Annotated in this window: 25 protein-coding genes and 1 pseudogene; 13 read left to right on the top strand and 13 right to left on the bottom strand. The window is 66.1% G+C overall.

Going from position 1 to position 22,108, the window contains the following annotated elements:
* Positions 1 to 35: 35 nt before the first annotated feature.
* The 6 genes and pseudogenes from NI18_RS26195 (at position 36) to NI18_RS01465 (ending at position 5,387) form a co-directional block, all read left to right on the top strand.
* Positions 36 to 650, top strand: coding sequence for a hypothetical protein (locus tag NI18_RS26195; protein ID WP_306286161.1), 615 nt, complete (start codon positions 36 to 38; stop codon positions 648 to 650).
* An 11-nt stretch (positions 651 to 661) separates the two neighbouring features.
* Positions 662 to 2,332 carry a glycoside hydrolase family 2 TIM barrel-domain containing protein gene (locus NI18_RS26190; RefSeq protein WP_306286160.1) on the top strand — a complete coding sequence of 557 codons (1,671 nt, stop codon included), beginning with the start codon at positions 662 to 664 and terminating at the stop codon, positions 2,330 to 2,332.
* Complete coding sequence (locus tag NI18_RS26185) at positions 2,266 to 2,961, top strand: hypothetical protein (RefSeq protein WP_306286165.1); 696 nt, start codon at positions 2,266 to 2,268, stop codon at positions 2,959 to 2,961. Before NI18_RS26190 ends, NI18_RS26185 begins: the two co-directional genes overlap by 67 nt.
* 169 nt (positions 2,962 to 3,130) lie before the next feature.
* A pseudogene (locus NI18_RS27710) lies at positions 3,131 to 3,586 on the top strand (beta-galactosidase); the annotation flags it as partial.
* Between the two features lie 16 nt (positions 3,587 to 3,602).
* Positions 3,603 to 4,664 carry a DUF5597 domain-containing protein gene (locus tag NI18_RS26180; RefSeq protein ID WP_306286159.1) on the top strand — a complete coding sequence of 354 codons (1,062 nt, stop codon included), beginning with the start codon at positions 3,603 to 3,605 and terminating at the stop codon, positions 4,662 to 4,664.
* Positions 4,665 to 4,838: 174 nt separating this feature from the next.
* Positions 4,839 to 5,387 (top strand): spore coat protein U domain-containing protein, encoded by a 549-nt coding sequence (locus NI18_RS01465; protein WP_157840467.1) that lies wholly within the window; start codon positions 4,839 to 4,841, stop codon positions 5,385 to 5,387.
* Here NI18_RS01465 and NI18_RS25415 read toward each other — a convergent pair.
* Entirely contained in the window at positions 5,377 to 5,523 is a 147-nt protein-coding gene (locus NI18_RS25415) for a hypothetical protein (protein ID WP_198526919.1), read from the bottom strand. The genes NI18_RS01465 and NI18_RS25415 overlap by 11 nt on opposite strands.
* A 35-nt stretch (positions 5,524 to 5,558) precedes the next feature.
* Here NI18_RS25415 and NI18_RS22835 point away from each other — a divergent pair, with 35 nt between their 5' ends.
* The 5 genes from NI18_RS22835 to NI18_RS01445 all read left to right on the top strand — a co-directional run bounded on the left by NI18_RS22835 (position 5,559) and on the right by NI18_RS01445 (position 9,903).
* Complete coding sequence (locus NI18_RS22835; RefSeq protein ID WP_157840466.1) at positions 5,559 to 5,909, top strand: spore coat protein U domain-containing protein; 351 nt, start codon at positions 5,559 to 5,561, stop codon at positions 5,907 to 5,909.
* A gap of 17 nt (positions 5,910 to 5,926) precedes the next feature.
* Positions 5,927 to 6,664, top strand: a complete 738-nt coding sequence (locus tag NI18_RS01455; RefSeq protein WP_052148908.1) for a molecular chaperone — start codon at positions 5,927 to 5,929, stop codon at positions 6,662 to 6,664.
* 15 nt (positions 6,665 to 6,679) lie between these two features.
* Positions 6,680 to 6,871: a hypothetical protein gene (locus NI18_RS21940; protein ID WP_052148907.1), complete on the top strand. Its 192-nt coding sequence runs from the start codon at positions 6,680 to 6,682 to the stop codon at positions 6,869 to 6,871.
* Between the two features lie 180 nt (positions 6,872 to 7,051).
* Entirely contained in the window at positions 7,052 to 8,959 is a 1,908-nt protein-coding gene (locus NI18_RS01450; RefSeq protein WP_052148906.1) for a fimbria/pilus outer membrane usher protein, read from the top strand.
* A complete protein-coding gene (locus NI18_RS01445) occupies positions 8,959 to 9,903 on the top strand; it encodes a spore coat U domain-containing protein (RefSeq protein WP_052148905.1) in 945 nt (314 codons plus the stop codon). Before NI18_RS01450 ends, NI18_RS01445 begins: the two co-directional genes overlap by 1 nt.
* Positions 9,904 to 9,954: 51 nt before the next feature.
* Here NI18_RS01445 and NI18_RS01440 read toward each other — a convergent pair whose 3' ends face one another.
* The 5 genes from NI18_RS01440 to NI18_RS01420 all read right to left on the bottom strand — a co-directional run bounded on the left by NI18_RS01440 (position 9,955) and on the right by NI18_RS01420 (position 13,907).
* On the bottom strand, positions 9,955 to 11,127 hold the full coding sequence (locus NI18_RS01440) for a crosslink repair DNA glycosylase YcaQ family protein (protein ID WP_037527561.1): 1,173 nt from the start codon (positions 11,125 to 11,127) through the stop codon (positions 9,955 to 9,957).
* A gap of 136 nt (positions 11,128 to 11,263) precedes the next feature.
* Positions 11,264 to 11,542 carry a hypothetical protein gene (locus NI18_RS01435; protein WP_037527559.1) on the bottom strand — a complete coding sequence of 93 codons (279 nt, stop codon included), beginning with the start codon at positions 11,540 to 11,542 and terminating at the stop codon, positions 11,264 to 11,266.
* Between the two features lie 66 nt (positions 11,543 to 11,608).
* Positions 11,609 to 12,112, bottom strand: a complete 504-nt coding sequence (locus NI18_RS01430) for a ferritin-like domain-containing protein (protein ID WP_031439927.1) — start codon at positions 12,110 to 12,112, stop codon at positions 11,609 to 11,611.
* 80 nt (positions 12,113 to 12,192) lie between these two features.
* Positions 12,193 to 12,657, bottom strand: a complete 465-nt coding sequence (locus NI18_RS01425; RefSeq protein ID WP_037527552.1) for a hypothetical protein — start codon at positions 12,655 to 12,657, stop codon at positions 12,193 to 12,195.
* A 77-nt stretch (positions 12,658 to 12,734) separates the two neighbouring features.
* Entirely contained in the window at positions 12,735 to 13,907 is a 1,173-nt protein-coding gene (locus NI18_RS01420; RefSeq protein WP_031395504.1) for a zinc-dependent alcohol dehydrogenase, read from the bottom strand.
* Between the two features lie 516 nt (positions 13,908 to 14,423).
* Between NI18_RS01420 and NI18_RS01415 the strand changes: the two genes are divergently transcribed.
* On the top strand, positions 14,424 to 15,089 hold the full coding sequence (locus NI18_RS01415) for an HAD family hydrolase (RefSeq protein WP_037527550.1): 666 nt from the start codon (positions 14,424 to 14,426) through the stop codon (positions 15,087 to 15,089).
* A 5-nt stretch (positions 15,090 to 15,094) separates the two neighbouring features.
* Positions 15,095 to 16,108 carry an SDR family oxidoreductase gene (locus NI18_RS01410; RefSeq protein ID WP_037527547.1) on the top strand — a complete coding sequence of 338 codons (1,014 nt, stop codon included), beginning with the start codon at positions 15,095 to 15,097 and terminating at the stop codon, positions 16,106 to 16,108.
* A gap of 72 nt (positions 16,109 to 16,180) precedes the next feature.
* Here the strand turns inward: NI18_RS01410 and NI18_RS01405 are convergent, their stop codons facing one another.
* From NI18_RS01405 to NI18_RS01390, 7 genes are all read right to left on the bottom strand, one after another.
* On the bottom strand, positions 16,181 to 16,834 hold the full coding sequence (locus NI18_RS01405; RefSeq protein ID WP_306286158.1) for a nicotinamidase: 654 nt from the start codon (positions 16,832 to 16,834) through the stop codon (positions 16,181 to 16,183).
* A 72-nt stretch (positions 16,835 to 16,906) separates the two neighbouring features.
* Positions 16,907 to 17,608: a trehalase family glycosidase gene (locus NI18_RS27705; protein WP_347574779.1), complete on the bottom strand. Its 702-nt coding sequence runs from the start codon at positions 17,606 to 17,608 to the stop codon at positions 16,907 to 16,909.
* Positions 17,518 to 18,069 carry a trehalase family glycosidase gene (locus NI18_RS27700; RefSeq protein ID WP_347574781.1) on the bottom strand — a complete coding sequence of 184 codons (552 nt, stop codon included), beginning with the start codon at positions 18,067 to 18,069 and terminating at the stop codon, positions 17,518 to 17,520. The genes NI18_RS27705 and NI18_RS27700 overlap by 91 nt, the downstream gene beginning before the upstream one ends.
* Positions 18,030 to 18,521: a hypothetical protein gene (locus tag NI18_RS27695; RefSeq protein WP_347574778.1), complete on the bottom strand. Its 492-nt coding sequence runs from the start codon at positions 18,519 to 18,521 to the stop codon at positions 18,030 to 18,032. Before NI18_RS27695 ends, NI18_RS27700 begins: the two co-directional genes overlap by 40 nt.
* Positions 18,522 to 18,575: 54 nt before the next feature.
* The gene (locus NI18_RS01395) at positions 18,576 to 21,233 is read right to left on the bottom strand and encodes a TonB-dependent receptor (protein ID WP_306286157.1); all 2,658 of its coding nucleotides are present in this window, start codon (positions 21,231 to 21,233) and stop codon (positions 18,576 to 18,578) included.
* A gap of 138 nt (positions 21,234 to 21,371) precedes the next feature.
* Positions 21,372 to 21,590 carry a hypothetical protein gene (locus tag NI18_RS21935; protein WP_052148902.1) on the bottom strand — a complete coding sequence of 73 codons (219 nt, stop codon included), beginning with the start codon at positions 21,588 to 21,590 and terminating at the stop codon, positions 21,372 to 21,374.
* Positions 21,569 to 22,108: FecR domain-containing protein (locus tag NI18_RS01390; RefSeq protein ID WP_198526918.1), on the bottom strand; the 540-nt coding region annotated here is incomplete at its 5' end. The genes NI18_RS21935 and NI18_RS01390, both read right to left, overlap by 22 nt.

Raw genomic sequence — 22,108 nt, 5'->3', positions numbered from 1 at the left:
GGGCCCGCCCGGCAGCGATGGATAGGAAGCCAGAGATGACGGATGCGCACGAGACTGGTCGGCTGAACCGGCGGCATTTCCTGGGAAGCGGAACCGCGATCGGCGTGGCGCTGGCCACGGACGGTGTCGCGCAGGCTGCACCGGTGCGGGCGCCAGCGATCGGCGCATTGCCGATGCCGGCGACCCGCGACGATCTGCCGCTGCGCCCGCCGGTCGAGGATCCCAGCCGGCTGCTGCTCGATCGCAGCTGGCGCTTCCATATCGGCGATATCCCGATGCCGGAAATCCGCGGCCATGGCTGGTCCTACAACAGCGCCAAGGCGGGGCAGGCGCAGGGTGCGGCGGCGATGCAATATGACGATTCGGACTGGCCCGAGGTCGATCTGCCGCACGATTGGGCATCGACGATGCCGTTCGAAGAAGGTGCCAATGTCTCGCAGGGCTATCGCCGGCGCGGCTTCGGCTGGTACCGGCGCACGCTGCGGCTCGATCCGGCGGACCGGGGGGCGGTATCTGGAGCTGCAGTTCGGGGGGGATCGCGACGAATGCGACGATCTGGTTCAATGGATCGATCGTCGCGCACAACTGGAGCGGCTATAATTCTGTCTATATCGATATCACGGATCTGGCGCGGTATGGCGATGATCTGAACAGCATCGTCGTGCGGGTCGATGCGCAGACGATGGAGGGATGGTGGTACGAAGGTGCCGGGCTGTACCGCCATGTCTGGCTGGCGAAACGCGATGCGACCTACATCGCGACCGACGGCATCCACGCCGATCCGCGCCGCGCCGCCGATGGCAGTTGGAGCGTCCCCGTCACCGCGACGCTCGACAATATCGGCAAGATCCCGGCCGAGGCGAGCATCGAGGTCTCGCTGATCGATCTCGACGGCCGCACGATCGCGACGCAGACCGCTTTGGCGCACCTGCCGTCTTTGAAGCCCGGCACGGCCACGCTGACCATCCCGGTCCCCGCGCCGCGGCTATGGTCGATCGACACGCCGACGCTCTACACGCTGCGGACGCGACTGATGCGCGGCGGCAAGGCCGTCGACGAACGCACGTTGCGGATCGGGTTTCGCACGCTGCGCTTCGACGCCGCGACGGGCTTCCATCTCAACGACCGTCCGCTCAAGATCAAGGGCACGTGCAACCACCAGGATCACGCCGGTGTCGGCGTCGCGGTGCCCGATGCGCTGTGGGACTGGCGATTGCGACGTCTGAAGGACTTGGGATGCAACGCGATCCGCTTCGCGCACAGCGCGATCGCGACCGAGGTGCTCGACGCATGCGACCGGCTCGGCTTCCTGGTGATGAGCGAGAACCGCAACTTCAACACCAGCCCCGATTACATCGACCAGCTCGAATGGCTGGTCCGGCGCGATCGCAACCGGCCGAGCGTGTTCATGTGGTCGGTGTTCAACGAGGAGCCGATGCAGGGGACGCCCGCCGGGTATGAGATGGTCCGCCGCATGTCGGTCGCGGTGAAGGCGCTCGACGACAGCCGACCGGTCACCGCGGCGATGAACAGCGGGATGTTCGCCCCGGTCAATGTCAGCCAGGCGGTCGACGTGGTCGGCTTCAACTATCAGCGCGACCAGTATGATCGGTTCCACGCCGCCAACCCGACGCTGCCGCTGACGAGTTCGGAGGACACCAGCAGTTTCATGACACGCGGTGCGTGGGAGACCGACCGCGCCGCGCACGTGATGGCGTCATATGACGAGGAACCGGCGGACTGGGGCAGTACCCACCGCGAGGGCTGGAAATCGGTTGCCGAGCGGCCGTTCGTCGCGGGGACGTTCGTGTGGACCGGGTTCGACTATCACGGTGAGCCAACCCCGTTCGAATGGCCGTCCGCGGGCAGCTATTTCGGGATCATGGACCTGTGCGGCTTTCCCAAGATGGCGTTCTATCTGCACCGCGCACAGTGGATCGACGACGTGCCGCTGCTCGATCTGATGCCGCACTGGAATTGGCCCGGGCGCGAGGGGCAGGCGGTCAAGGTGATGGCGCTGACCAATGTCGAGTCCGTGCGGCTGATGCTTAATGGCGGTCTGATCGGCGAGCAGAAGGTCGATCGCTACACGATGCCGAGCTGGCAGGTGCCCTATGCGCCGGGCCGGCTCGAGGCGATCGGCTATCGCGGCGGACGCGAGGTCGCGCGCAGCGTGGTCGAGACGACCGGCGCGGCGGTGGCGCTGCGGATCACGCCCGACCGGCGTGCGATGGCGGCGGATGGCGAGGACGTGCAGCCTATACGATCGACGCGGTCGATGCGCGCGGACGGCATGTCCCGACCGCCAATCTCGACGTCACCTTCGCGTTGAGCGGGGGCGCGATCATCGGCCTCGGCAATGGCGATCCGGTCAGCCACGAAGCCGAACAGGGCAATCGTCGGCGCCTGTTCAACGGCCTGGCGCAGGTGATCGTTCGCGCGGGCGGCGGCGGCGCGGGCACCGTCAAGCTCTCGGCCAGCGCGGCGGGATTGCGCCCGGCCATCAGCATTGTGCGTCGCCTCGCCACGCCGGCTCGTCCGTTCGTCGCGCCCGACCGCATGACGCTGACGGTGCAGGACTGGCGGCAGTCGCCTGCCGCCACCGTCAGGCCGTCGCCCGGCATCGTGCTGGCGGACAACGACATGAACAGCTGGCTGTATGTCCGCGCCGGCGAGATCCAGCCGCCGCAGGGCATTGGCCGCTGGACCGTGCTGCGTGCCAAGCTCACCCCGCACCGCGGCACGCGCGAACGCGGCGGGACGATCGTGTTCAAGGATCTGGTCGGTCGCGGCGAAATCTGGATCGATGGCAAGCGCGCCGCGACGAAGCCCGATTTCGCCGCCGCCACGCTGCGCGTCGCCTTCCCGCCAGGTCCCGGCGAGCGGATCGTCACCCTCCTGCTCGAAAGCGACGGCACGGTCGCATCGGGCCTGGGCGGGCTCGTCTTCGTCGAGGACTGATCCGGCCCGACTTTCCCGTTTCCCGTTCGAGGTACTGCATCATGATCTTCCGCCCCTCCCGCACACTCGCCGGCCTGACCCTCGCCGCCACGCTGTTCGCCGGCACCGCGCACGCGCAGACCGCGACCGAGGTACCCAGCTGGTGACCCGCGACGGACATCACGCGCTGATGGTCGATGGCGCGCCGTGGCTGATGCTCGGCGCGCAGGTCAATAATTCGAGCAATTATCCGGCGATGCTGCCCAAGGTCTGGCCGACGATCCACGCGATGCACGCCAACACGGTCGAGGTGCCGATCGCGTGGGAGCAGATTGAGCGAACCGAAGGGCAATTCGACTTTTCCTTCCTCAACCAGCTGCTCGCCGAGGCGCGGCAGAACAAGGTTCGCCTCGTCCTGCTGTGGTTCGCGACGTGGAAGAATACCTCGCCCAACTACGCCCCCGCCTGGGTCAAGCTCGACAACGCGCGGTTCCCGCGGATGACCAACGCCAAGGGCGAGACGCATTATGCGCTGTCGCCGCTCCATCGGTCGACGCTGGAGGCGGACAAGCGCGCCTTCGTCAGGCTGATGCAGCATCTGAAGGCCGCCGATCCGCAGAACACCGTCATCATGGTCCAGCCCGAGAACGAGGCCGGTACCTATGGCAGCGTCCGCGATTTCTCGCCGGTCGCGCAGAAGCTGTTCGACGGTCCGGTCCCGGCGGCGTTGCTCAAAAAAATTCCGCAAGCCCGCGGGCAGCTGGAAACAGGTGTTCGGTGCCGATGCCGACGAGTATTTCCGCGCCTGGTCGATCGCCCGCTACATCGAGGAGATCGCGGCGGCGGGCAAGGCGGTGAAGCCGGTGCCGATGTACGTCAACGCCGCGCTCGCCTCCGCTTTTGGACGGCAGGCGGCGACCACCTATTCGAGCGGCGGACCGATCCATCACGTGATCGACGTGTACAAGGCCGCGGCGCCGTCGCTCGATCTGGTCGCGCCGGATATCTATGCGCGCGATCATGCTGCGTATCTCGAATATCTGAAGCTCTACGGCCGTGCCGACAACGCCCTGCTGATCCCGGAGACGGGCAATGCGCCCGAGTTCGCACGGTATTTCTATCCGGTGGTCGGCAGGGGCGGGCTTGGTTTCGCGCCGTTCGGGATGGACGATAGCGGCTATTACAACTTCCCGCTCGGTGCGAAGACGCTGGATGCGCCGACGATGGAACTGTTTGCGCGGAACTACCGCGTGTTCGAGCCGATGATGCGGGAATGGGCCCGGCTGGCCTTTGCCGGCAAGACCTGGGGCGTGGCCGAGCCGACCGACCCCAAGGCCGAACACAGGCAGGTCATGGACCTCGGCAAGTACCGCGCCACCGCGACGTTCGGCCAGTATCAGTTCGGCACCGACAAGCCGACCGGCAACCCGCAACCGACCGGCGGTCTTGCTATCGCCGAGATCGGCCCCGACGAATATCTCGTGACCGGATTCGATACGCGCGTCTCATTCGCGCTGGCGGATGCGAACAGCGGGCGTTCGATGCTCTACGATCGGGTCGAGGAGGGGCATTACGACGCGCAGGGACACTGGGTGTTCGACCGCGTGCTGAACGGCGATCAGACCGACTACGGGATCAACTTCACCGATCGTGTGCAGGTGCTCCACGTCAAGCTTGGCAGCTACAAGGGCAATCCGGTCATCCCGGTCGGCAATCCGAATTAGGAAGCACCGCGGTTGCCAGACCCGGCATGTTCGATGACCGGCCACGAGAGCCGTCATCTTATTGGAACCATGTCATAATCGTTGGATCGAAAGCTATCGTCGGCCAGATCGGTTGTTCAACATCCTGTTAACTGGCGACCATTGAGAACAGCCCAAATGGAGGGCTGTTTTATCATGATTTACCGTAAGATGACGAGCAGGGTTCTGGGGATTGCGGTCGGCATGATCGCGGCGTCCGGCGGGGCGACATCGGCACATGCACAAACCGCCAGCGGCACGATCGGCGTGTCCCTGAACATCCTCGCGGCCTGTGCCGTGAATGGCGGCAACAGCGCCGCGACCATGGGGCGGATCGGGACGATCGCCTTTGCCGATCAGTCGGGCGTCTTCGGCAACGCCGATGCGACGATGGTCGCGCAAGGCAGCACGAATGCGGTCACGGTGTTGTGCACACCGGGCCTCGCGCCGAAGGTCACGGTCGGGGCGGGCGCGAACGACGCGGGCAATGTCCGTCAGCTGGCCTATCTGGGGCAGACCGTCGCGTATCGGCTGTATACGGACGCGTCGCGGCAGGACGAAATCACCATCGGCAGGCAGATCAGCCTCGGCACCGCGGCCACCTCGGCGTTGACGCTGCCGATCTATGCCCGTGCGTCGAGCAATGGCCTGGCGCTGCCGGCGGGCACCTATACCGATACGGTACAGGTGACGCTCAGCTGGTAGCGGCGGTGCGCGCCGTCCGGGCTTTCCTCGCGGTGTCGGCGATTGCAGGCTGTGCGTCGGGGAGCATGGCCGAGACCAGCCGCACGTTCAGGGTCGGCGCGGTCATCGCCAATGGTTGCGCGATCAGCGCCGACACCGGGGGGCAGTTGGGGATCGATCGACCTCGGGTCGGTGAACGGGGTCGATGGGGGAGCCGCGCAAGGCAGCCTGGTCACCGCGGTTGCCGCCGGATTGCAGATCGACTGCACTCCGGGAATGAGCGTCATCCTCACGGCGGACAATGGCAGTCAGCCGTCCAACGGGGTGCGCCAGCTCGTCCACGCGACCCGGCCTGCCGATCGCGTTCCCTATCAGCTGTTCGCGAACGGCAGTCAGACGCCCTGGACGTCGCAGGCGATCGCGCTGGCGTTCCCGGTCGGGACGTCGCGGCTGTCCATTCCCGTCCAGGCCCGTGCCGTCGTCCAGCGCGGCGTGGCGGCGGGGCGATATTCCGATGTGGTTCGCATCACCGTCACCTGGTGATGCAGCAAGGACAAGTCATGAAGATCCTGCGTATGTTGACCGCCATCGTCTCGCCGCTTCTCCTGCTGCCAGGCACAAGTCGCGCCGCGGCGGTCATCATCTGGCCGGTCGATCCGAAAATTGCCGCCACCGAGCGCGCGACCGCGTTGTGGATCGAGAACAAGGGCAACGAGCCGATCACGATGCAGGTCCGGACTTTGCGCTGGTCGCAGGGTCCGCAGGGCGATCTGTACGATGATCAGGACGAGGTCGTTGCCAGCCCGCCGATCGCAGTCATCCCGGCGGGACAACGGCAGATGATCCGTGTGCTGCGGCGCGAGCGGCCTGCCGCCGCGGCGAACGACCAGTCCGGCCCGGGGGAGCGCAGCTACCGCTTGTTGATCGACGAAATCCCCACCGCCAACGCGCCGAATGCGAGCCGGCTGCCGGCGGCCGAGCTTGCGGTGCAGATGCGCTATTCGGTGCCCCTCTTCACCTATGCGGGGTCCGTCAACGCGGCCAGGCCGGAGCTGACCGCGACGGTGGAACGGAGCGGCAGCAGTCGGATGCTGGCGATCCGCAATACCGGCATGCTGCATGCGCGCCTCGTCGATATCCGGACGGCGGACGACAAGAAGACCAGTCTTGCTTCGGGGCTCGCGGGCTATGTCCTGGCGGGTCAGACGATGCGCTGGCCGGTGCCGGAGGGTGTCCCGGACATCAGTCCGCTGATGGCAAACGTCAATGGCGCCGATCAGCGCATTGCCGCGCGTTGATCCGTCCGATACGCCATGATCCGCGGTTCGCTCCTGTTGACGACCATGCTGGTCTGCCTGCCACAAATGGCACGCGCGGGTGACCCGGTGCAGCAGCTCTTCGTCGAGCTGGTCGTGAACGGCCGTGCTACCGGTGACCTGGTGCCGCTGCGGATCGTCGCACACGCATGCTCGTGCCGGCCGAGGCGCTCAGCCGAAATGGCGTGACGCTCGAGGGGGGAGGGCGGCGGGACGGAGCGCGACGTCGCGTCGCTGCCGCACACCCGCGCCCGCTATGACGCCGCGCTCCAGACGCTCCATCTCGAAACCGCGCCCGACTATCTGCCGACCACCCGGATTGCCGCGGGTGGAAGACCCCGCGCCGCCACGCTCGCCAGCTGGGGCGCGATGGTCAACTACCAGTTTTACGCGCAGCGCGCCGACGGCGGCTCCCTTGCCTCCTTATGGTCCGAACAGCGGGTCTTCGGGCCGATCGCGACGCTGTCCAATTCCGGCGTGCTGCGGGTCGGGTCCGGCATCGGCGGTTATCTGCGCTACGATACGCATGCGAAAATCATCAACGAGGATCGCGCGCTGACCGTCACGGCGGGTGACCTGATCACGCGGTCCTTGCCCTGGAGCACGTCCGTCCGGCTGGGTGGCCTGCAGCTCACGCGCGATTTCAATACGCGGCCGGACCTGTTGACGATGCCGCTGCCGAGCTTTGCGGGCAAGGCGGCCGTGCCGTCGGCGGTGGACCTGTTCGTCGACGGCTATCGGCAGCAGGGCGCAGACGTCGCGCCCGGTCGGTTCGTGCTTCAGGATGTCCCGGTGATCAACGGCGCGGGTGAGGCCGTGATCGTCACGACGGACGCCGTGGGCCGGCAGATCGCGACCACGATCCCCTTCTACGTCTCGTCGACGCTGCTACGCGCCGGGCTCACCGATTTTGCAGCCGAAGCCGGCGCCATCCGCCAAGGCTATGGCATCCGCAACTTCGATTACGGCACGCTCGCCGCCAATGGCTCGATCCGACGCGGCATGACGTCGTTCCTGACGCTCGAGGCGCATGCCGAGGCGACCGCCCGGCTTCGGCAGATCGGGGGCGGGCTCGTGGTGGCGCCGTGGCGATTTGGCACCGTCGCGCTGTCGGTCAGTGCGTCGCGCTTGGGTCAGGCCGCGGGCCATCGCTGGTCGCTCGGCTACAGCTATACCGCGCGTCACTTCAGCATTGCCGCGCAATATGACGATCGCAGCAGGGGCTTTCGCGAGCTCGCCAGCTTCGACTTAGCAAATCCCGCGGCTCGCCGGCGGACCTATCGCGCGATCGCCAACGTCAATCTGGCGCGGCTGGGCACATTGGGGGCTGCGTATATTTCGGGGCGGACCTTGGGATCGGTCGACGAACTCACGCTACGTTCGCGCCTGCTGTCCTTGTCCTATGGTCGTCCGGTCGGATCGCGCGCGAACCTGTTCGTGACCGCGGATCGCGATTTCGGACGGGGCGCGACCAGCGCCCAGCTGCGCCTGTTCATCCCGTTCGGACGCAATGCGGCCAGTGGCGGGATCAGCCGTTCGGCCGGGCGCAATCTCTATCAGGTCGGTTATACCCGGGCGACGCCGACCGATGGCGGCCTTGGAATCGATGCCGGGATAGCAGCGGCAAGCCGGGGGCCTGCATCGGGGCAGGTGACCGGGACATGGCGCGCGCCCTTCATCGAAGTGCAGGCCGGGGGCGCGACGGCCCAGGCGCGCAGCTCGGCCTGGATTGGCGCATCGGGTTCAATCGTGGCGATGGACGGCGGCCTGTTCGTCGCCAACCAGGCGAGCGATGCCTTTGCGGTCGTCGAGACTGGCGTGGCAGGCGTTGGCGTCAGTTACGAAAACCAGCCGGTCGGCGTGACGAACCGCAAGGGCCATCTCTTCGTGCCCAATGTCGTGCCCTATCTTCCCGTCCGCTTCGCGATCGATACGCTGTCGCTGTCGGAGAACCATGTCGCATCCGCGGTGGAGCAGCGGGTTGCCATGCGACAGGGCAGTGGCGCCGTCGTGCGTCTGAACGTTCGCATGACGCGCAACATCCTCGCGGTGCTCGTCGACAGCACCGGGGCAGCGCTCAAGCCGGGCGGTCGCGTCCGGCGCGAGGGACATCCCGACGTCGCCATCGGCTGGGACGGCATCGCGTATCTGGAGGATGTCGGCGAACAGGTGTCGCTCTCCGCGCTGACGTCGGACGGAACGGTGTGCCAGGCGACGTTCGGCGTCTCCGCAGACGTCGCGGCGCTGTCACGGGTAGGACCGGTCTCGTGCCGGTGATGGCGTCGCTGCGGCTGTTCTTCGCACTGGTGGTCCTGAGCATCGTCACGGGCCCCGCATTCGCCGCCTGCACGACATCGTCCGGGGCACTCACCTTCTCGCCGGTGTCGTCGTACGACGTGCGAGGGGGCACGGTGCCGCAGGTTGCCGGATCCGCCGGTCTTTCCTGCACGGGTTCGGTGCTGACCCTGATCGGCGGCAATTCGGCGCGCGCGACCATCACCAGCCTCAACCAGTTTCGCCTGGTCAAAGGCGCCGACGCGATCGCCTATCAGGTATCCGCCGATGCCAGCGGCAACACGCCGTTCACGCAGGGATCGACGGTCAACTATATGAGCGGCAGCCTGCTGGCGCTGCAGGGCGGTGGAAGCAGTTTCACCACGCCGTTGTTCGCGCGTTTGACGGCGGCTCCCAATGTGGCCGCCGGGACGTATAGCGACACACTGACGGTGCAATGGGACTATAGCGTCTGCAACGGGGTGAATGTGCTCGGTGTCGTCTGTACGGGCTATGATAGCGGGAAGGTCGTCATAACGCTTCAGGTGACGCTGGTGGTCGGCAACGACTGCAAGATCACCGCGCCCGACCTGTCCTTCGGCAGTGCGGCGCTCGTTACGCAGTTCGGCCCGGTGACCTCGGCCGTCCAGATCGATTGTACCCGCGACGCCGTCTACCGGATCGGCTTCACACCCGGCGGTGCTGGCACGGGCTCGGCGTGGCGGCAGATGACCAGCGGCGCGGGCGCGACGTTGCAGTATCAGATCTATCATGCGGATGGCGTCACCGTCTGGAACGAAGCCAACCCGCTTACCGGCGCAAGCCCCGGAACGGGCAGCCTGACCCCCGTCAGAACCTATTCCTATGTCGCCAGGATCAATCAGGCGCAGGTCACGCCGGCGGCGGGAAGCTATCAGGACGCCGTCAGTGTCGTCGTGACATTCTGATCGATCAGCCACTGACCTTTGGCGGCAATCCTGCGATCGCGGCATCCTGCATCACGCGGGGCGGATGATGTCGCCGACACGAACGTCCGACAGCCCGAGCCATTGCGCCATCCGCTCCAACTCGATGTGGAGCCGCGGCAGCGTGTCGCCGGGCGCCCCCGGTTCGAGCGTTATGCGTTTTGCCAGCAGCACGCCCGCTTGCCGGTCCGCCTTGAGATCGACCCGCGCGACCAACGCCTCGTCCATCAGGAAGGGCAGCACATAATAGCCGTGGGTGCGTTGCGCCTGCGGCACATAGATCTCGATACGATACCGGAAGCCGAACAGGCGTTCGGTGCGGCCGCGTTCCCAGATCAGCGGATCGAAGGGCGCCAGCAAGGCCGCCCCGCGCACCCGGCGGGGCACCGCGGCGTCGCGGTGGAGCCAGACCTTCTGGCTCCACCCGTCCACGCGGACCGGCACCAACACCTGATCCTCGGCCAGATCGGCAATGGCATGATCCGCCTCGACGGGCTTCAGCCGGAAATAATCACGCAGCTCGGCAGCGGTCGCGATGCCGAGCGCGCGGGCGCTCCGCTCGATCAGCGCCCGCTGCGCCTCGGCAACGCTCGGTGTGGGCAGAGCCAGTACAGCAGGGGGCAGCACCCGCTCGGGCAGGTCATAGACCCGCGCGAAACTGCCCCGCCGTGTCGCCGTGGTGATCCGGCCCGACCAGAACAGCCATTCCAGCGCGTGTTTGACGTCGCTCCATTCCCACCAGCCGCTGCGGCTCGTGCCGCTTTCGAAGTCGGCGGCGGTCAGGGGGCCCTCGGCTGCGATGCGCGCCAGCACGGCGTCGGCTTCGCTGCGATGCTCTGTCGCAAAGCGGCGAAGCGCGGCGTAGCCAATCTCGCCTCGCTCAGCGCGGGCCATCCGCCATCGCAGCAGCGGATGAAGCTCGAGCGGCAGCAGCGACGCCTCATGCGCCCAATATTCGAAGAAGCGGCGATGCGGCTTCGGGCCCCAGGCGGCGCGCTCGAGCAGCGCCCGGTCGTAGCTGCCAAGCCGGGAAAACAGTGGCAGGTAATGCGCGCGGGCCAGCACGTTGACGCTGTCGATCTGGAGAAGGCCCGTCCGATCGGCGACCTTGCGGACATGCGCCGCCGTGACCCGAGGAGGCGGCGGTCGGTCGAACCCCTGGGCTGCAAGGGCAATGCGGCGCGCATCGGCCTGCGATATGATCATGTGGTGATGATGGTCGCAAATGACAGCGACGGTCAATGTCACCGCGGTTGTCCCCGCCGGGCTACAGCGTAGTCCGTGTGATCCGGAAGACGCGGGGCGTACAGGCAATCGCGGAACGCCGCGAGCGCCTTTGTCGCTACTGGTCGGCGACCTTGATCTCGGTAATTTCTGCGTTTGAAAGACCCGGTTTTTCAGCGCGGAGATAGTGGAGCAATTCGCCGATCTCCCGCGCATCGAACCGGAGGTCGAGATCGTCCATATGGATGGCGACGGAACGCTGCCGCGCCTCCGACAGACCAGCGACGATATCGACGCACGCCTCCAGCGTTCCGCGGCCGACTTCCGTTGGTGTCGCGCCGGCGGACGATGCGTCAGCGAAGATCCGGGCCGGCTCGCTCAAGGGGTAGGTAGTCATGACTGTCGCGTCCGTCGTCTACGGAGCAGGACATCGCCCGCCGGGGTGAGCCGGCGGGCGATCGTTTCAGGCGTCTTCGGCGTCGATGTTGACGCTCGTCTCGGCGAGCTTCGTCATATATTCGTCGCCACCGTAAATGTCCTTGGTGGCCGCATTCAGCGCCTTGTGATCATCCTTGAGACCCAGCGCCTTGGCATAGGCCGCGGCCGTGCCGAAACCGGCGATCCCGTAATGCGTCATCCGCTGATATTGGGCGATGATCATGACATCGAGCAACGGACCCTTTGCCGGACCCTCTTCGACGACATGCTTGGTGGCTTCGGCAACCAGCCCTTCCATGCCCTTGCAATGCTCCTTGGAAACCTTCTCGTCGTTCGACGCGATCAGTTCCTTGAGGAGATCGGTATGCTTCTCGATATCCGCCTGCGACTTGGTCAGCATGTCCTTCAGCGCGGCATCGCTGGCCTTCGACGTGATCTTCTTAAGGACCTTCTTCATCTGGTCGTTCGCCGACCACAGGTCCTTCAGCTCGTCGGTGTAGATGTCTTTCAGATCTTCGGGTGCAGACATGGGATACTCCTTGCTGGTGCACGGGCCAGAAATGCCCGGTGGCGTGATTGACGTTGAATAGGGGGCGTGCCGTCCAGGCGTCAGCCCGCGCCGGGCTTCGCCTGTTCGTTCTCGTAGCGCGCATCGGTGCCCACTTTGCCCGTTGCCTCGGCCTCGGCGATACCGGACGTCTCGACGACCTTGATCGTGCCATGCTCGGCCGCGATCGAGTGCGGGGTCCGATCGGCATCCGGGTCCGCCGCGATCGTCGTGCCGCCGCCACCGCTCGAGCCGGCAGCCGCGTTCCCCGCGCTGCCTCCGCCTTTGCCCGCCTGACCGCCACCATGATAGGCGATGTCCGTCTGGCCGCCCTGCGACGCGGGGCTGGTATCGGCGTCGGTCTTGCCTTCGTGCGGGTTGGGATAGGCGCCGCCCGCGCTCTCACCGCCGTCGCTGCGACCATGAACGCGGCCGTCGGTATCGCTGCGAGGCGACTCCGAGACGCCATCCGGTGCGCCCTTGCTCGCGGGATTGCCCGGGACGGGGGTATGAACCTTGTCGCTCATGAAAACTCCTCGTGACGGTCGTGGATAGGAAGCGGCCACCCCGATCGGCATGCCGAGCGGACCGGGGTGGGGCAGGGTTACGGCCGCAGCACGACCTTGATGACACCGTCCTGCTTGTCGCGGAACTTCTGGTACATTTCGGGCGCATCCTCGAGGCTTGCAGGGTGAGTCACGACAAAGCTCGGGTCGATGTCGCCGGCTTCGATGCGCGCCAGCAAGGGCTTGGTGTAGGCCTGGACATGCGTCTGGCCGGTCTTGATCGTCAGCCCCTTGTTCATCATCGCGCCGATAGGGATCTTGTCGCCCATCCCGACATAGACGCCGGGGATCGAGACCGTGCCACCCATCCGGCAGCTCATGATGGCCTCGCGCAGGACATGCACACGGTCGGTGGCGAGGAACGTCGCCGCCTTCACCTTGTCGATCACTGCATCCATTGCGCCATGACCCGAAGCCTCTGCACCGACGGCATCGATGCAGCTGTCCGGACCGCGGCCCTTGGTGCGGAACTGGAGTTCGTCATAGACGCTGTCGACCTCGGCGAAGTTGATCGTCTCCGCACCGCCGGCCTCGGCCATCGCCAGGCGCTCGGGCACCTCGTCGATCGCGATCACACGGCCTGCGCCGAGCATCAGCGCCGATCGGATCGCGAACTGGCCGACCGGACCGCAGCCCCAGATCGCCACGGTGTCGCCCTCTTCGATGTTCGCATTCTCGGCGGCCATATAGCCCGTCGGGAAGATGTCGGAGAGGAACAGCGCCTGATCGTCGGTGACGTTGTCCGGCACCTTGATCGGGCCGATATCGGCCATCGGCACGCGCAGATACTCTGCCTGGCCACCGCAATATCCGCCGAGCATGTGGCTGAAGCCGAACAAACCGGCAGGCGAATGCCCCATCGCCTTGATCGCCATTTCGGCATTCGGGTTGGTCCGCTCGCACGCCGAGAACAGCCCCTTGCGGCAGAAGAAGCAATCGCCGCAGCTGATCGTGAACGGCACGACGACGCGGTCGCCGATCTTCAGGTTGGTAACCTCGGAGCCCAGTGCGACGACGACGCCCATATTCTCATGGCCGAGAATGTCCCCGGCCTGCATCGTCGGCTGATAGCCGTCGAGCAGATGAAGATCGGACCCGCAGATCGCGCAAGACGACACCTTGATGATCGCGTCACGCGGATGCTTGATCTCGGGATCCGCGACAGTATCGACCCGAACATCGCCTTTTCCATGCCAAACCAGTGCGCGCATCAGAAAGTCTCCGTCTTTTAAGTGGCGTGCCGTACTTTCAAAAGTACCATTTGCCGTCAGAACTCATCAGTCATCGGGCGATCTCGACGGAGCGTAGTCGGCAGAAACAACAACGAGATCGCCGGGTGGCGTCATCGCATCATGTGTTCTACCGTCAAGCCACGCGTCAGGCCCCGGATATTGATGGAGACATAGCGATTTGGATGTCCTCATCGTTCCTGACGATCTTGACTATTCGTCGAGAATATTTCGTATTGATCCTCATCAGTGTGACTAAATGCCTGCGATCATTGGTAAATTGCCGGAAATGACCGTCAGGTTGGGCTCCTCGCCGGCGAAAAATCACGCCTTGAACAGTTTCACGGAGGCCGCGCGCCCCGCCATGCTTGCCGTCGTCGGGGCCAATTCGGACAGCGGACCGTTGGGATGTCAGCAACCTTCGCCGACACTCACCGGCGCACCTGCGGGGCGCTGGCATGCCGGCTGGCAAACGCGACTTCGATTCGGGAATTAGATATGCAGATCAAGGCCATCCTCTTCGACATCGACGGCACGCTGGTCGATACCAATGACATGCATGTCCTCGCCTGGGAGGAGGCCTTTGCAGGTGTCGGGGCGTCCTTCGACCGGCAGGTGATCCACGATCAGATCGGCAAGGGGACCGACATGCTCGTGCCGACCCTGTTGCCCGGTGCCGACGCGGAGGAGCAGGAGAAACTCGGCGATACGCACGGCGAGATCTTCAAGGCAAAATATCTCGAGACTGCCAAGCCGTTCGCTCGCGCGCATGATCTGCTGGCGCACGCGCATAGCCTGGGGCAGCAGGTCGTGCTCGCCTCGTCGGCGTCGGGATCGGAGCTCGATCATTACATCGCGCTGCTCGAGGCGCGCGATCTGATCGGCGCAACGACGAGCAGCGACGACGTCGAGCGCACCAAACCCGCCCCGGACATTTTCGCCACCGCGCTGAAGGCGCTGCCGGGGATCGATCCTGCAGAGGTGATCGTCGTCGGCGATACGCCTTATGATATTGAGGCGGCCGCCAAGTGCGGGATCGCCGCGGTTGCGGTCCGATCGGGCAAGTTCAGCGACGAGCAACTGAACGGCGCGGGTGCGGTCGCGATCTATGACGATGTCGCGGCCTTGCTTGCCGATTACGCCCAGTCGCCACTGGGGCGCTGATCGCCATGGTCCTCACACTGAAACCCCTTCGCGATCAGGTCATCGTCGTTACGGGCGCGACCAGCGGCAACGGCCTCGCAATCGTCGAGGCCGCCGTGCAACGCGGTGCGGCCGTCGTCGCGACCGCGCGGAACGACGCCGCGCTCGAGGCCCTCCGCGCCCGTCTGTCGGCCGATGGCGGACGCATTGCGGTCTGCGTCGCCGACGTCAGCGACATGGCCGCGGTCGAGCGTGTCGCCGCCGTTGCGCTCACGGCGTTCGGCGGCTTCGACAGCTGGGTGAACAATGCCGCGACAGGCACGTACGGCACGCTCGATCAGGTGCCGGTCGCCGATCACCGGCAGGTGTTCGACGTCAATTATTTTGGCGTGCTGCACGGATCGCTGGTCGCGGCCCGCCATCTGCGCGAGCGAGGCGGCGCGATCGTCAACATCGGCTCGATCCTCAGCGACCGCGCGATCGTCGAGCAGGGGCCCTATGGCGCGACCAAGCATGCGGTGCAGGCGCTGACGGACACGTTGCGGATGGAGCTCGAGCAGGAGGGGGCCGGCATCTCGGTCACGCTGATCAAGCCCGGCGCGATCGACACGCCATTTCCCGAACATGCGCGCAATTTCATGGATCAGCCACCGCGCCTGCCACCGCCGCTCTACACCCCCTCCGTCGTCGCCGACGCGGTGCTGTTCGCTTGCGAGACGCCGCGGCGGACGCTGTATGCTGGCGGTGGCGGGCGGCTGGCCTCGCTTCTCTCGCGCTCCGCACCGCGGGTGAGCGACCGGATCATGGAACTGGTCGGCACGTTCGCGCAGCAGAAGCCCGGGGATCCCGGTGATCCGGCACGCCGCGACAATCTCTATGATCCGCGGGCTGATGCGCTGCGCGGGACCCAGCATGTCCACGCGCGCACATCGAGCAGCGTGCTGCAGGTGCAAAAGCTTCACCCCGCGGTTGTGATGCTGGGTGTTGTCGGCGCTGGTATCGTCGTCGCGCTCGGCCGACCAAAGGGTGGACGCCGGTAATATCAGGCACGGAAAGGGTAGGGAGCGTGCGCGGCGTCGACACGTGACCATCCTTCCGCGCCATTTTGAAGTCTATATCAACCGGACGCCGGCTGCGCGGAACTGCGCTTCAGCCACGTCGACTGTCGTTCCATCACCTGCCGGCATCGCGATCGCTCGCGTGTAGTCCGTCAGGATAGACGCTTCGAAGCCCTCGCGCCGCGCATCGAGTGCCGACCAGGCGACGCAGAAATCATAGGCCAGCCCAACGAACACGCACCGCCGGACCTGCTTGTCCCGCAGATACCCGGCCAGCCCCGTTCTCGTCGTCTTGTCGTTCTCGAAAAAGGCCGAATAGGAATCAATTTCCGATTTATACCCCTTACGAACGATGACGTGAGCGCGGCGGATGGTGCCCTGCACGTCGGGATGGAACTCGGAACCAGCGGTTCCCTGGACGCAGTGATCGGGCCATAGGACCTGCTCGCCATATGGCATCGGCACGGTATCGAACGGCTGCCGACCGGGGTGGCCGCTCGCGAAGGACTGGTGTCCCGCAGGATGCCAGTCCTGCGTTACGACGACATGCCGGAACCGCGGAGCGAGCCGTTCGATCCCGGCCATGATCTCGTTCCCGCCCGCAACCGCCAGCCGGCCGCCCGGGCAGAAGTCGATCTGCGGGTCGACGACGATGAGCGCGTCCGACCCCGTGATCGCTGCGTCGCCGGTGAACTGCTCGATATCCAACGTCATCTCCTGCAAAGCCGACAGGTCGCGTTAAAGGCGGCCGATGACAAGAATGATCCTATTGCCGAGCGCCTATTTGCGAACACTGGTCGACGGCTGGGCCAGGTCCGGGAAGCGATCGAGGATCGCGCTGGTCACGCCGTTGGTCCAGCCGAACCCGTCCTGGACCGGATATTCGCCGCCCCCGCCCGGTATGCGCTGTTCGATATTATACTTTTCGAGCATCTTGCCGGTGTCGGCATAGGCCGCGCCGACCGTCCCGAGCCAGCGTCTGGCGATGTCCTTGGCCAGCGCCGGTTCGCCGTTTCGCTCGAGCCCTGCGATCGCGACCCATTGCAGCGGTGCCCAGCCATTGGGTTCGTCCCATTGCTGCCCGGTGTTGAGCGTCGTCGTGCGCAGGCCGCCCTCGGCGACCAATGATTTGCGCACCGTCGCGGCGACGGCCTTCGCCTGCGCCGGCGACGCAAGCCCGACGAACAGCGGGTGCAGCATCGCGGCATTGATGCTGGTCGTTGGCTTGCGCGACGACAGGTCCCAGTCGGCGTAGCGCGCGGTCGTCGCCTGCCAGAGATAGCGGTCGATCGCCGTCTTGCGCTTGGTCGCCAGGGTCGTGAATTCGGTCACGCAGGGGGTGTCGCCCGCGGTCTGGCAGCGTGCGGCGATACGGCGTTCCATCGCCCAGATCAGGCTGTTGAGATCGACGGGCACGATGTCGGTGGTGTGGATTGTGGCGAGCAACCGGGGATCGCGGAGCAGCGTGAGCTGAAATCCCATCCGCTCTCCGCGCCCGCACGCAGGTTGCGCTGCGTATCGGCGGCGGCGCGGGGTGCCGCCCTGGCCGCGGTCTCGACGTCCTCGGCATAGGATTCGTCGCGCGGCGTATCGCGGTCGTCATAATAGCGGTTGAGCACGCTGCCGTCGGGCATCCGCACGACGCGGAGACAGGCCGGGTTGCCGTCGAGGCAGGTCGCGCCCTTCATCCAGAAGGCGTGCTCGGCGCGCAACGCCGCCAGCCGACGCTTCGCGACACCGGGGTCGGTGTTGGTCGAGAGATCGAGCATCAGCGCGTAATAAGGCGGCTGCGAACGGCTGAGATAATAGGTCCGCGTCCCGTTCGGGATGTGCCCGTAACGCTCGATCAGGCTGGTGAAATCGTCGAGCATCGATTCGACGAGCGGCTGCTTGCCGTCGACCTTCAGCCCGAGCATCGTGAAATAGCTGTCCCAGTAATAGATTTCGCGGAAGCGCCCGCCCGGTACGACATAGGCGCCGGCAGCGGCAGGGCGGAGCTGCCTGCGACGGGGGCGACCGGCTGACGGACGAGTTGCGGCCACAAGGCCCGGACATGCGACCTCAGATCGCCCGAGCCCCGGTCGTTCTCGCCGGGCACCACGAAATTGGCGAGCACGAACGCCTTCAGCGCCGGGCCGGCGGGTCTGGTCCGCGCATAGTCCGCCATGATCGCCGCGGCCGCGCGCTTGGGGACGGCATCGACGAACGTCTTGCCGTCCGCGAAGACGTGACCCTGCTGCACGGCCTGGAACAGCGGGCCATAGATATCGGCGGGCGACTGGGCCTTCGCGGCGGATGCAGTCGGTCGGGACGGAGCGGTCTGGGCAGGCGCCATCGCGGCGACCGAGGCCAGGGCGGCAAAACGGCAAAGGGTTTTCATGAAGATCGCAACCATTTCGCCAGGGTGATCGATCCCCCGACGGGGCGGGATCGATCACCCTTGGCTGTGTCAGAACTTGAACGCGGCGGCGAACCGGATCGAGCGACCCACGATCGGTCTTGCGAGGATCGTGCCGCTGCCCTGCGATCCGAGCGTGCGCGGATTGCCTTCGGTCAGCCCGATCTCGTCGGTCAGATTGTCACCGATCACCTGGAACTGCACCTGCCGGTTCAGATCGAGCGTGATCCCTGCGTCGAGCTTGTAAAAGCTCGGCAGCACCTGCGCGTTCTGGACGTCGGAGAAGCGGTCGCCGATATAGCCGATCGTCGCATAGACTCCCGCCTTCGCATCGCCGCCGAGCTCGAGATCACAGGCGGGGGTCACGCGCCACTGCCATTTCGGCTGGCGCTGAACCCGATTGCCGGTGAGATCGGTCCGGCCGCCATCGGTGAAGAAGTCGCGGTAGCTGGCGTCGAGATAGGTCGCCGACCCGCTGAGCGTGAAGCCGCCGAACGGCCGCAACTGCCCCTCGAACTCGACGCCGGTCGCCTTGGCGCCGCCGACCGACGCGATCGGGGCGCCGCTGGTGATGACCGTCGTCGCAAGGCCGTCGAACGTGTTGTGGAACAGCGTCGCGTACAGGTTGGCGATGCCGGTCGAGACCTTCACGCCGCCCTCATAGCTGTCGACCTGCGGTGCGACGTCGATGCCGTCGCGCAGATTGTCGAAGAACGGGAAGCTGTTGCCGCGGCTGTAGCGGACGAACGCGCCGACCTGCCGGGTCAGGTCGTAATTGACGCCGCCGGTCCACGACCAGGCATCGCCGCGATAGCGGATCGTGCGGAAGGTGCCGTTCAGCTGCGCATCGCCATTGTCGTAGAGCGTCAGCGGATTGCCGTCCGCACCCGCCGCCGGGACCGTCGCTGCAAGGTTTTCGAGCGTGCCGTCGACCGAGTGATGCTGCCACCGGACGCCGCCGTCGATCCGCAGCTGGTCGGTAATCTGCAGTTCGTCGACCGCATAGCCCGCGACGTCCTCGCCGGTGTAGCGCGCGTTGACCTTGAACGTCGATCCGCCCGAGAAGCCGTCCCGCGTGACGATCCGGCCATCCGCGAATGTCAGATTCAGTCGGCGGGCGTTTGGCTCGGCGGTGAGCAGCATGCTGTTGCCGAGATTCCATCGGTCACGCGACTTGTACCGCGTGTAGTAGACGCCGCCGGTCAGCGTGTTGCTGCCCGATTTCCACTCGAGCGCGAAATCGTTGACGAAGGCCTGGATGTGCTTCTCGACGCTCCAGAGGCCGGCCTCGACGACCGCCTGGTTGGGCGAGGCCGCCGCACCGCCGGTCGCGAAGGTGAGCGACCCGATCGTCCCGCCCCGGCCGGCGGCATAGGCGGCGGCGGTGACCGGCGCGGCGCCGCCGGGGACGAGACCGATCGTGTTCGCATCGCCCTCCATCCAGCTGCCGCGATCGCGAACCGTGATCCCGCTGCCGAGTTCGTAATCGAAATTGCCGCCCAGATTGTAGATCTTCGCGCTGCGGCCATCCGCCAGATCGACCCGGCTGCCGTCGTTGCGCACGCCGATCCGCGTGTCGCGCCCAACGAGCGTTCCGGTGCCTGCATCAAAGCCGGGATATTCGCGGATCTTGTCGCCGTCCTGGACGACCGGGATGGGCAGCAGCCACTGGCCGCGATCGTCGAGATAGCGACCGAAGAGCAGGATCGAGCCCTTGTCGAAGTCATGGCGGATATTGCCGGTGATCTGACCACCGCGCTCCGCCTCGAACTGCGCGTCGCGGATCCCGCGCGAGGTCGAGTAATAGCCGCCGAGCATATAGGTTGTGCTGTCGTCGATCGGCCCCGAGACGTAGCTGTCGACGCGGAACTCGCCGAAATCGGTGCCGCTGAGTTTCAGCAATCCGGCCGGCGTCTGCTTGCCCTCGCGCTGGACGAGGTTGACGGTCAGGCCGGGCTGACCGTTCGAGAACAGCGCGCCGGTGCCGCCGCGCACCGCTTCGACGCGCTGGATCGTCTCGTCGATACGGATCAGCTGCGTGTTTTCGAGGAACGACAGCGTCGGCGGCGGGAAGAAGGGCACGCCCTGCGTCTGGAAGGTGACATATTCCGCATCGCCACCAGATGGATAGCCGCGCACGAAGATGTTCGCGCCGGTCTTGCCGCCCGAGCTTTCGGTGCTGACCCCCGGCACCGCGCGGAGGACCTCGGCGGTGCTGGCAGTGCCGAGCCGCTGCGCCATGCTGCTGTCGATCGTGGTGACCGCGAACGCGGCGTCCTGGCGCCGGGTGCCTGCGCCCGCGGTGCCGATGACGATGATATCGGGGGCGGTTTCCTCGGGCACCTGCGTCGCAGCCGGATCGGCTGCCGCCTGCGCCGGGGCGACCTGAACCGCCGCTGGCGTGGCTTCGGCCGCCTGAGCATGCGTGTCGATGATAAGATAGGCCCCGCCCGGCGTCAGCCGGTGGCCGAGACCGGAGCCTTTCAGGATCGTCGTCAGCGCCGCGCCGACGTCCATCCGGCCGGCCACCGCGCGCGCGGTCTTGCCGCGGACGAGGGTGGGGGAGAACAGGATCTGCCTGCCACTCTGGCGCGAGAAGGCGAGCAACGCGGTGCTCATGTCCTGCCGCGCGATGCGGATGCCGATAGCGGCCTGCGCGGTGACGCCGATCGGGATCCCACCTGCGCCGAGCGCCAATGCGGTCAACATCACGCCGCGTATCAGCACGGCCCTGCCTGTGGATGTCATGCAACCCTCCCTGTTCCTGCGATCCCTCTGCCGGGGTCGATCTGACAGTAAAGACGCGGGACGTTGGAAAACCCGAACCGGGTTTTGCCCTCGGGTCGATTATTTTTTCGAGGCGATCGTGATGCTGCCGTTCGGGTGCCGATCGACGCTGACGGGAAAGCCCAGTTCGAGCGCGTCGAGGAACGGCTGGACCTCGCCCGTCCGGAACGCGCCGCTGATCCGGACCCGGCCCGCCGCGGCGTCGACGATCGCGATCTGCTGGACGCTGTAGCGATTTATCTCGGCGACGGCCTGACTTAATGCCTCGTCCTCGAACACGAGCCGGCCTTCGCTCCAGCTTGCCAGCCGCTGAGCGTTGCCGGGCATGTGGCGAACCGACACGCCGCTGGCCGATGCGGTGAGGACGTCGTCCGGCACCATGCGACGGGCTTGCCGGGCGCGCCCTTGCCGGCGACGCTGACGAGCCCTTCGAGCAGCGCGACGCGCACCGCACTGGTTTCGAGCCGCACGTCGAACGCGGTGCCGTGCGCGGTGACCGCCTGCGCGCCGGCAGTGACGACGAACGGCCGGGTCTGATGCTTCGCGACCTCGAACAAGGCCTGTCCGCGTTCCAACACCAATCGACGCTCGGTGCGCGTATAGGCCATCCGGACCCGCGTGTCGGTATCGAGAGTCAGCCGCGACCCGTCGGACAGCGTGACCATGAGGCGCTGACGTGTCGCCGTCCGGTACACGGGTGTTTCGGCGACCTGCACGGCAGGCGTATCATCGGCGAAGCGCCACAGCGCCAGCGGCGCGACCACCGTGGCACAGGCGGCCGCGGCCAGCATCCACAG

Source organism: Sphingomonas sp. Ant20 (assembly GCF_000783375.1).
Classification (GTDB): Bacteria; Pseudomonadota; Alphaproteobacteria; order Sphingomonadales; family Sphingomonadaceae; genus Sphingomonas; species Sphingomonas aerolata.
This window is presented reverse-complemented; position numbering and strand designations above follow the sequence as displayed.

Excerpts from the sequence above, each read along its gene's own strand:
- NI18_RS01435 (WP_037527559.1), bottom strand. The coding sequence starts at position 11,542 with ATGACTACCTACCCCTTGAGCGAGCCGGCCCGGATCTTCGCTGACGCA.
- NI18_RS01450 (WP_052148906.1), top strand. The coding sequence starts at position 7,052 with ATGGTCAACTACCAGTTTTACGCGCAGCGCGCCGACGGCGGCTCCCTT.
- NI18_RS01465 (WP_157840467.1), top strand. The coding sequence starts at position 4,839 with ATGATTTACCGTAAGATGACGAGCAGGGTTCTGGGGATTGCGGTCGGC.
- NI18_RS26195 (WP_306286161.1), top strand. The coding sequence starts at position 36 with ATGACGGATGCGCACGAGACTGGTCGGCTGAACCGGCGGCATTTCCTG.
- NI18_RS01410 (WP_037527547.1), top strand. The coding sequence starts at position 15,095 with ATGGTCCTCACACTGAAACCCCTTCGCGATCAGGTCATCGTCGTTACG.
- NI18_RS01430 (WP_031439927.1), bottom strand. The coding sequence starts at position 12,112 with ATGTCTGCACCCGAAGATCTGAAAGACATCTACACCGACGAGCTGAAG.
- NI18_RS01395 (WP_306286157.1), bottom strand. The coding sequence starts at position 21,233 with ATGTTGACCGCATTGGCGCTCGGCGCAGGTGGGATCCCGATCGGCGTC.
- NI18_RS01420 (WP_031395504.1), bottom strand. The coding sequence starts at position 13,907 with ATGCGCGCACTGGTTTGGCATGGAAAAGGCGATGTTCGGGTCGATACT.
- NI18_RS27695 (WP_347574778.1), bottom strand. The coding sequence starts at position 18,521 with ATGGTTGCGATCTTCATGAAAACCCTTTGCCGTTTTGCCGCCCTGGCC.
- NI18_RS01455 (WP_052148908.1), top strand. The coding sequence starts at position 5,927 with ATGAAGATCCTGCGTATGTTGACCGCCATCGTCTCGCCGCTTCTCCTG.
- NI18_RS27705 (WP_347574779.1), bottom strand. The coding sequence starts at position 17,608 with ATGGGATTTCAGCTCACGCTGCTCCGCGATCCCCGGTTGCTCGCCACA.
- NI18_RS01415 (WP_037527550.1), top strand. The coding sequence starts at position 14,424 with ATGCAGATCAAGGCCATCCTCTTCGACATCGACGGCACGCTGGTCGAT.
- NI18_RS01440 (WP_037527561.1), bottom strand. The coding sequence starts at position 11,127 with ATGATCATATCGCAGGCCGATGCGCGCCGCATTGCCCTTGCAGCCCAG.
- NI18_RS01425 (WP_037527552.1), bottom strand. The coding sequence starts at position 12,657 with ATGAGCGACAAGGTTCATACCCCCGTCCCGGGCAATCCCGCGAGCAAG.
- NI18_RS26180 (WP_306286159.1), top strand. The coding sequence starts at position 3,603 with ATGGCAGCGTCCGCGATTTCTCGCCGGTCGCGCAGAAGCTGTTCGACG.
- NI18_RS01445 (WP_052148905.1), top strand. The coding sequence starts at position 8,959 with ATGGCGTCGCTGCGGCTGTTCTTCGCACTGGTGGTCCTGAGCATCGTC.
- NI18_RS21940 (WP_052148907.1), top strand. The coding sequence starts at position 6,680 with ATGATCCGCGGTTCGCTCCTGTTGACGACCATGCTGGTCTGCCTGCCA.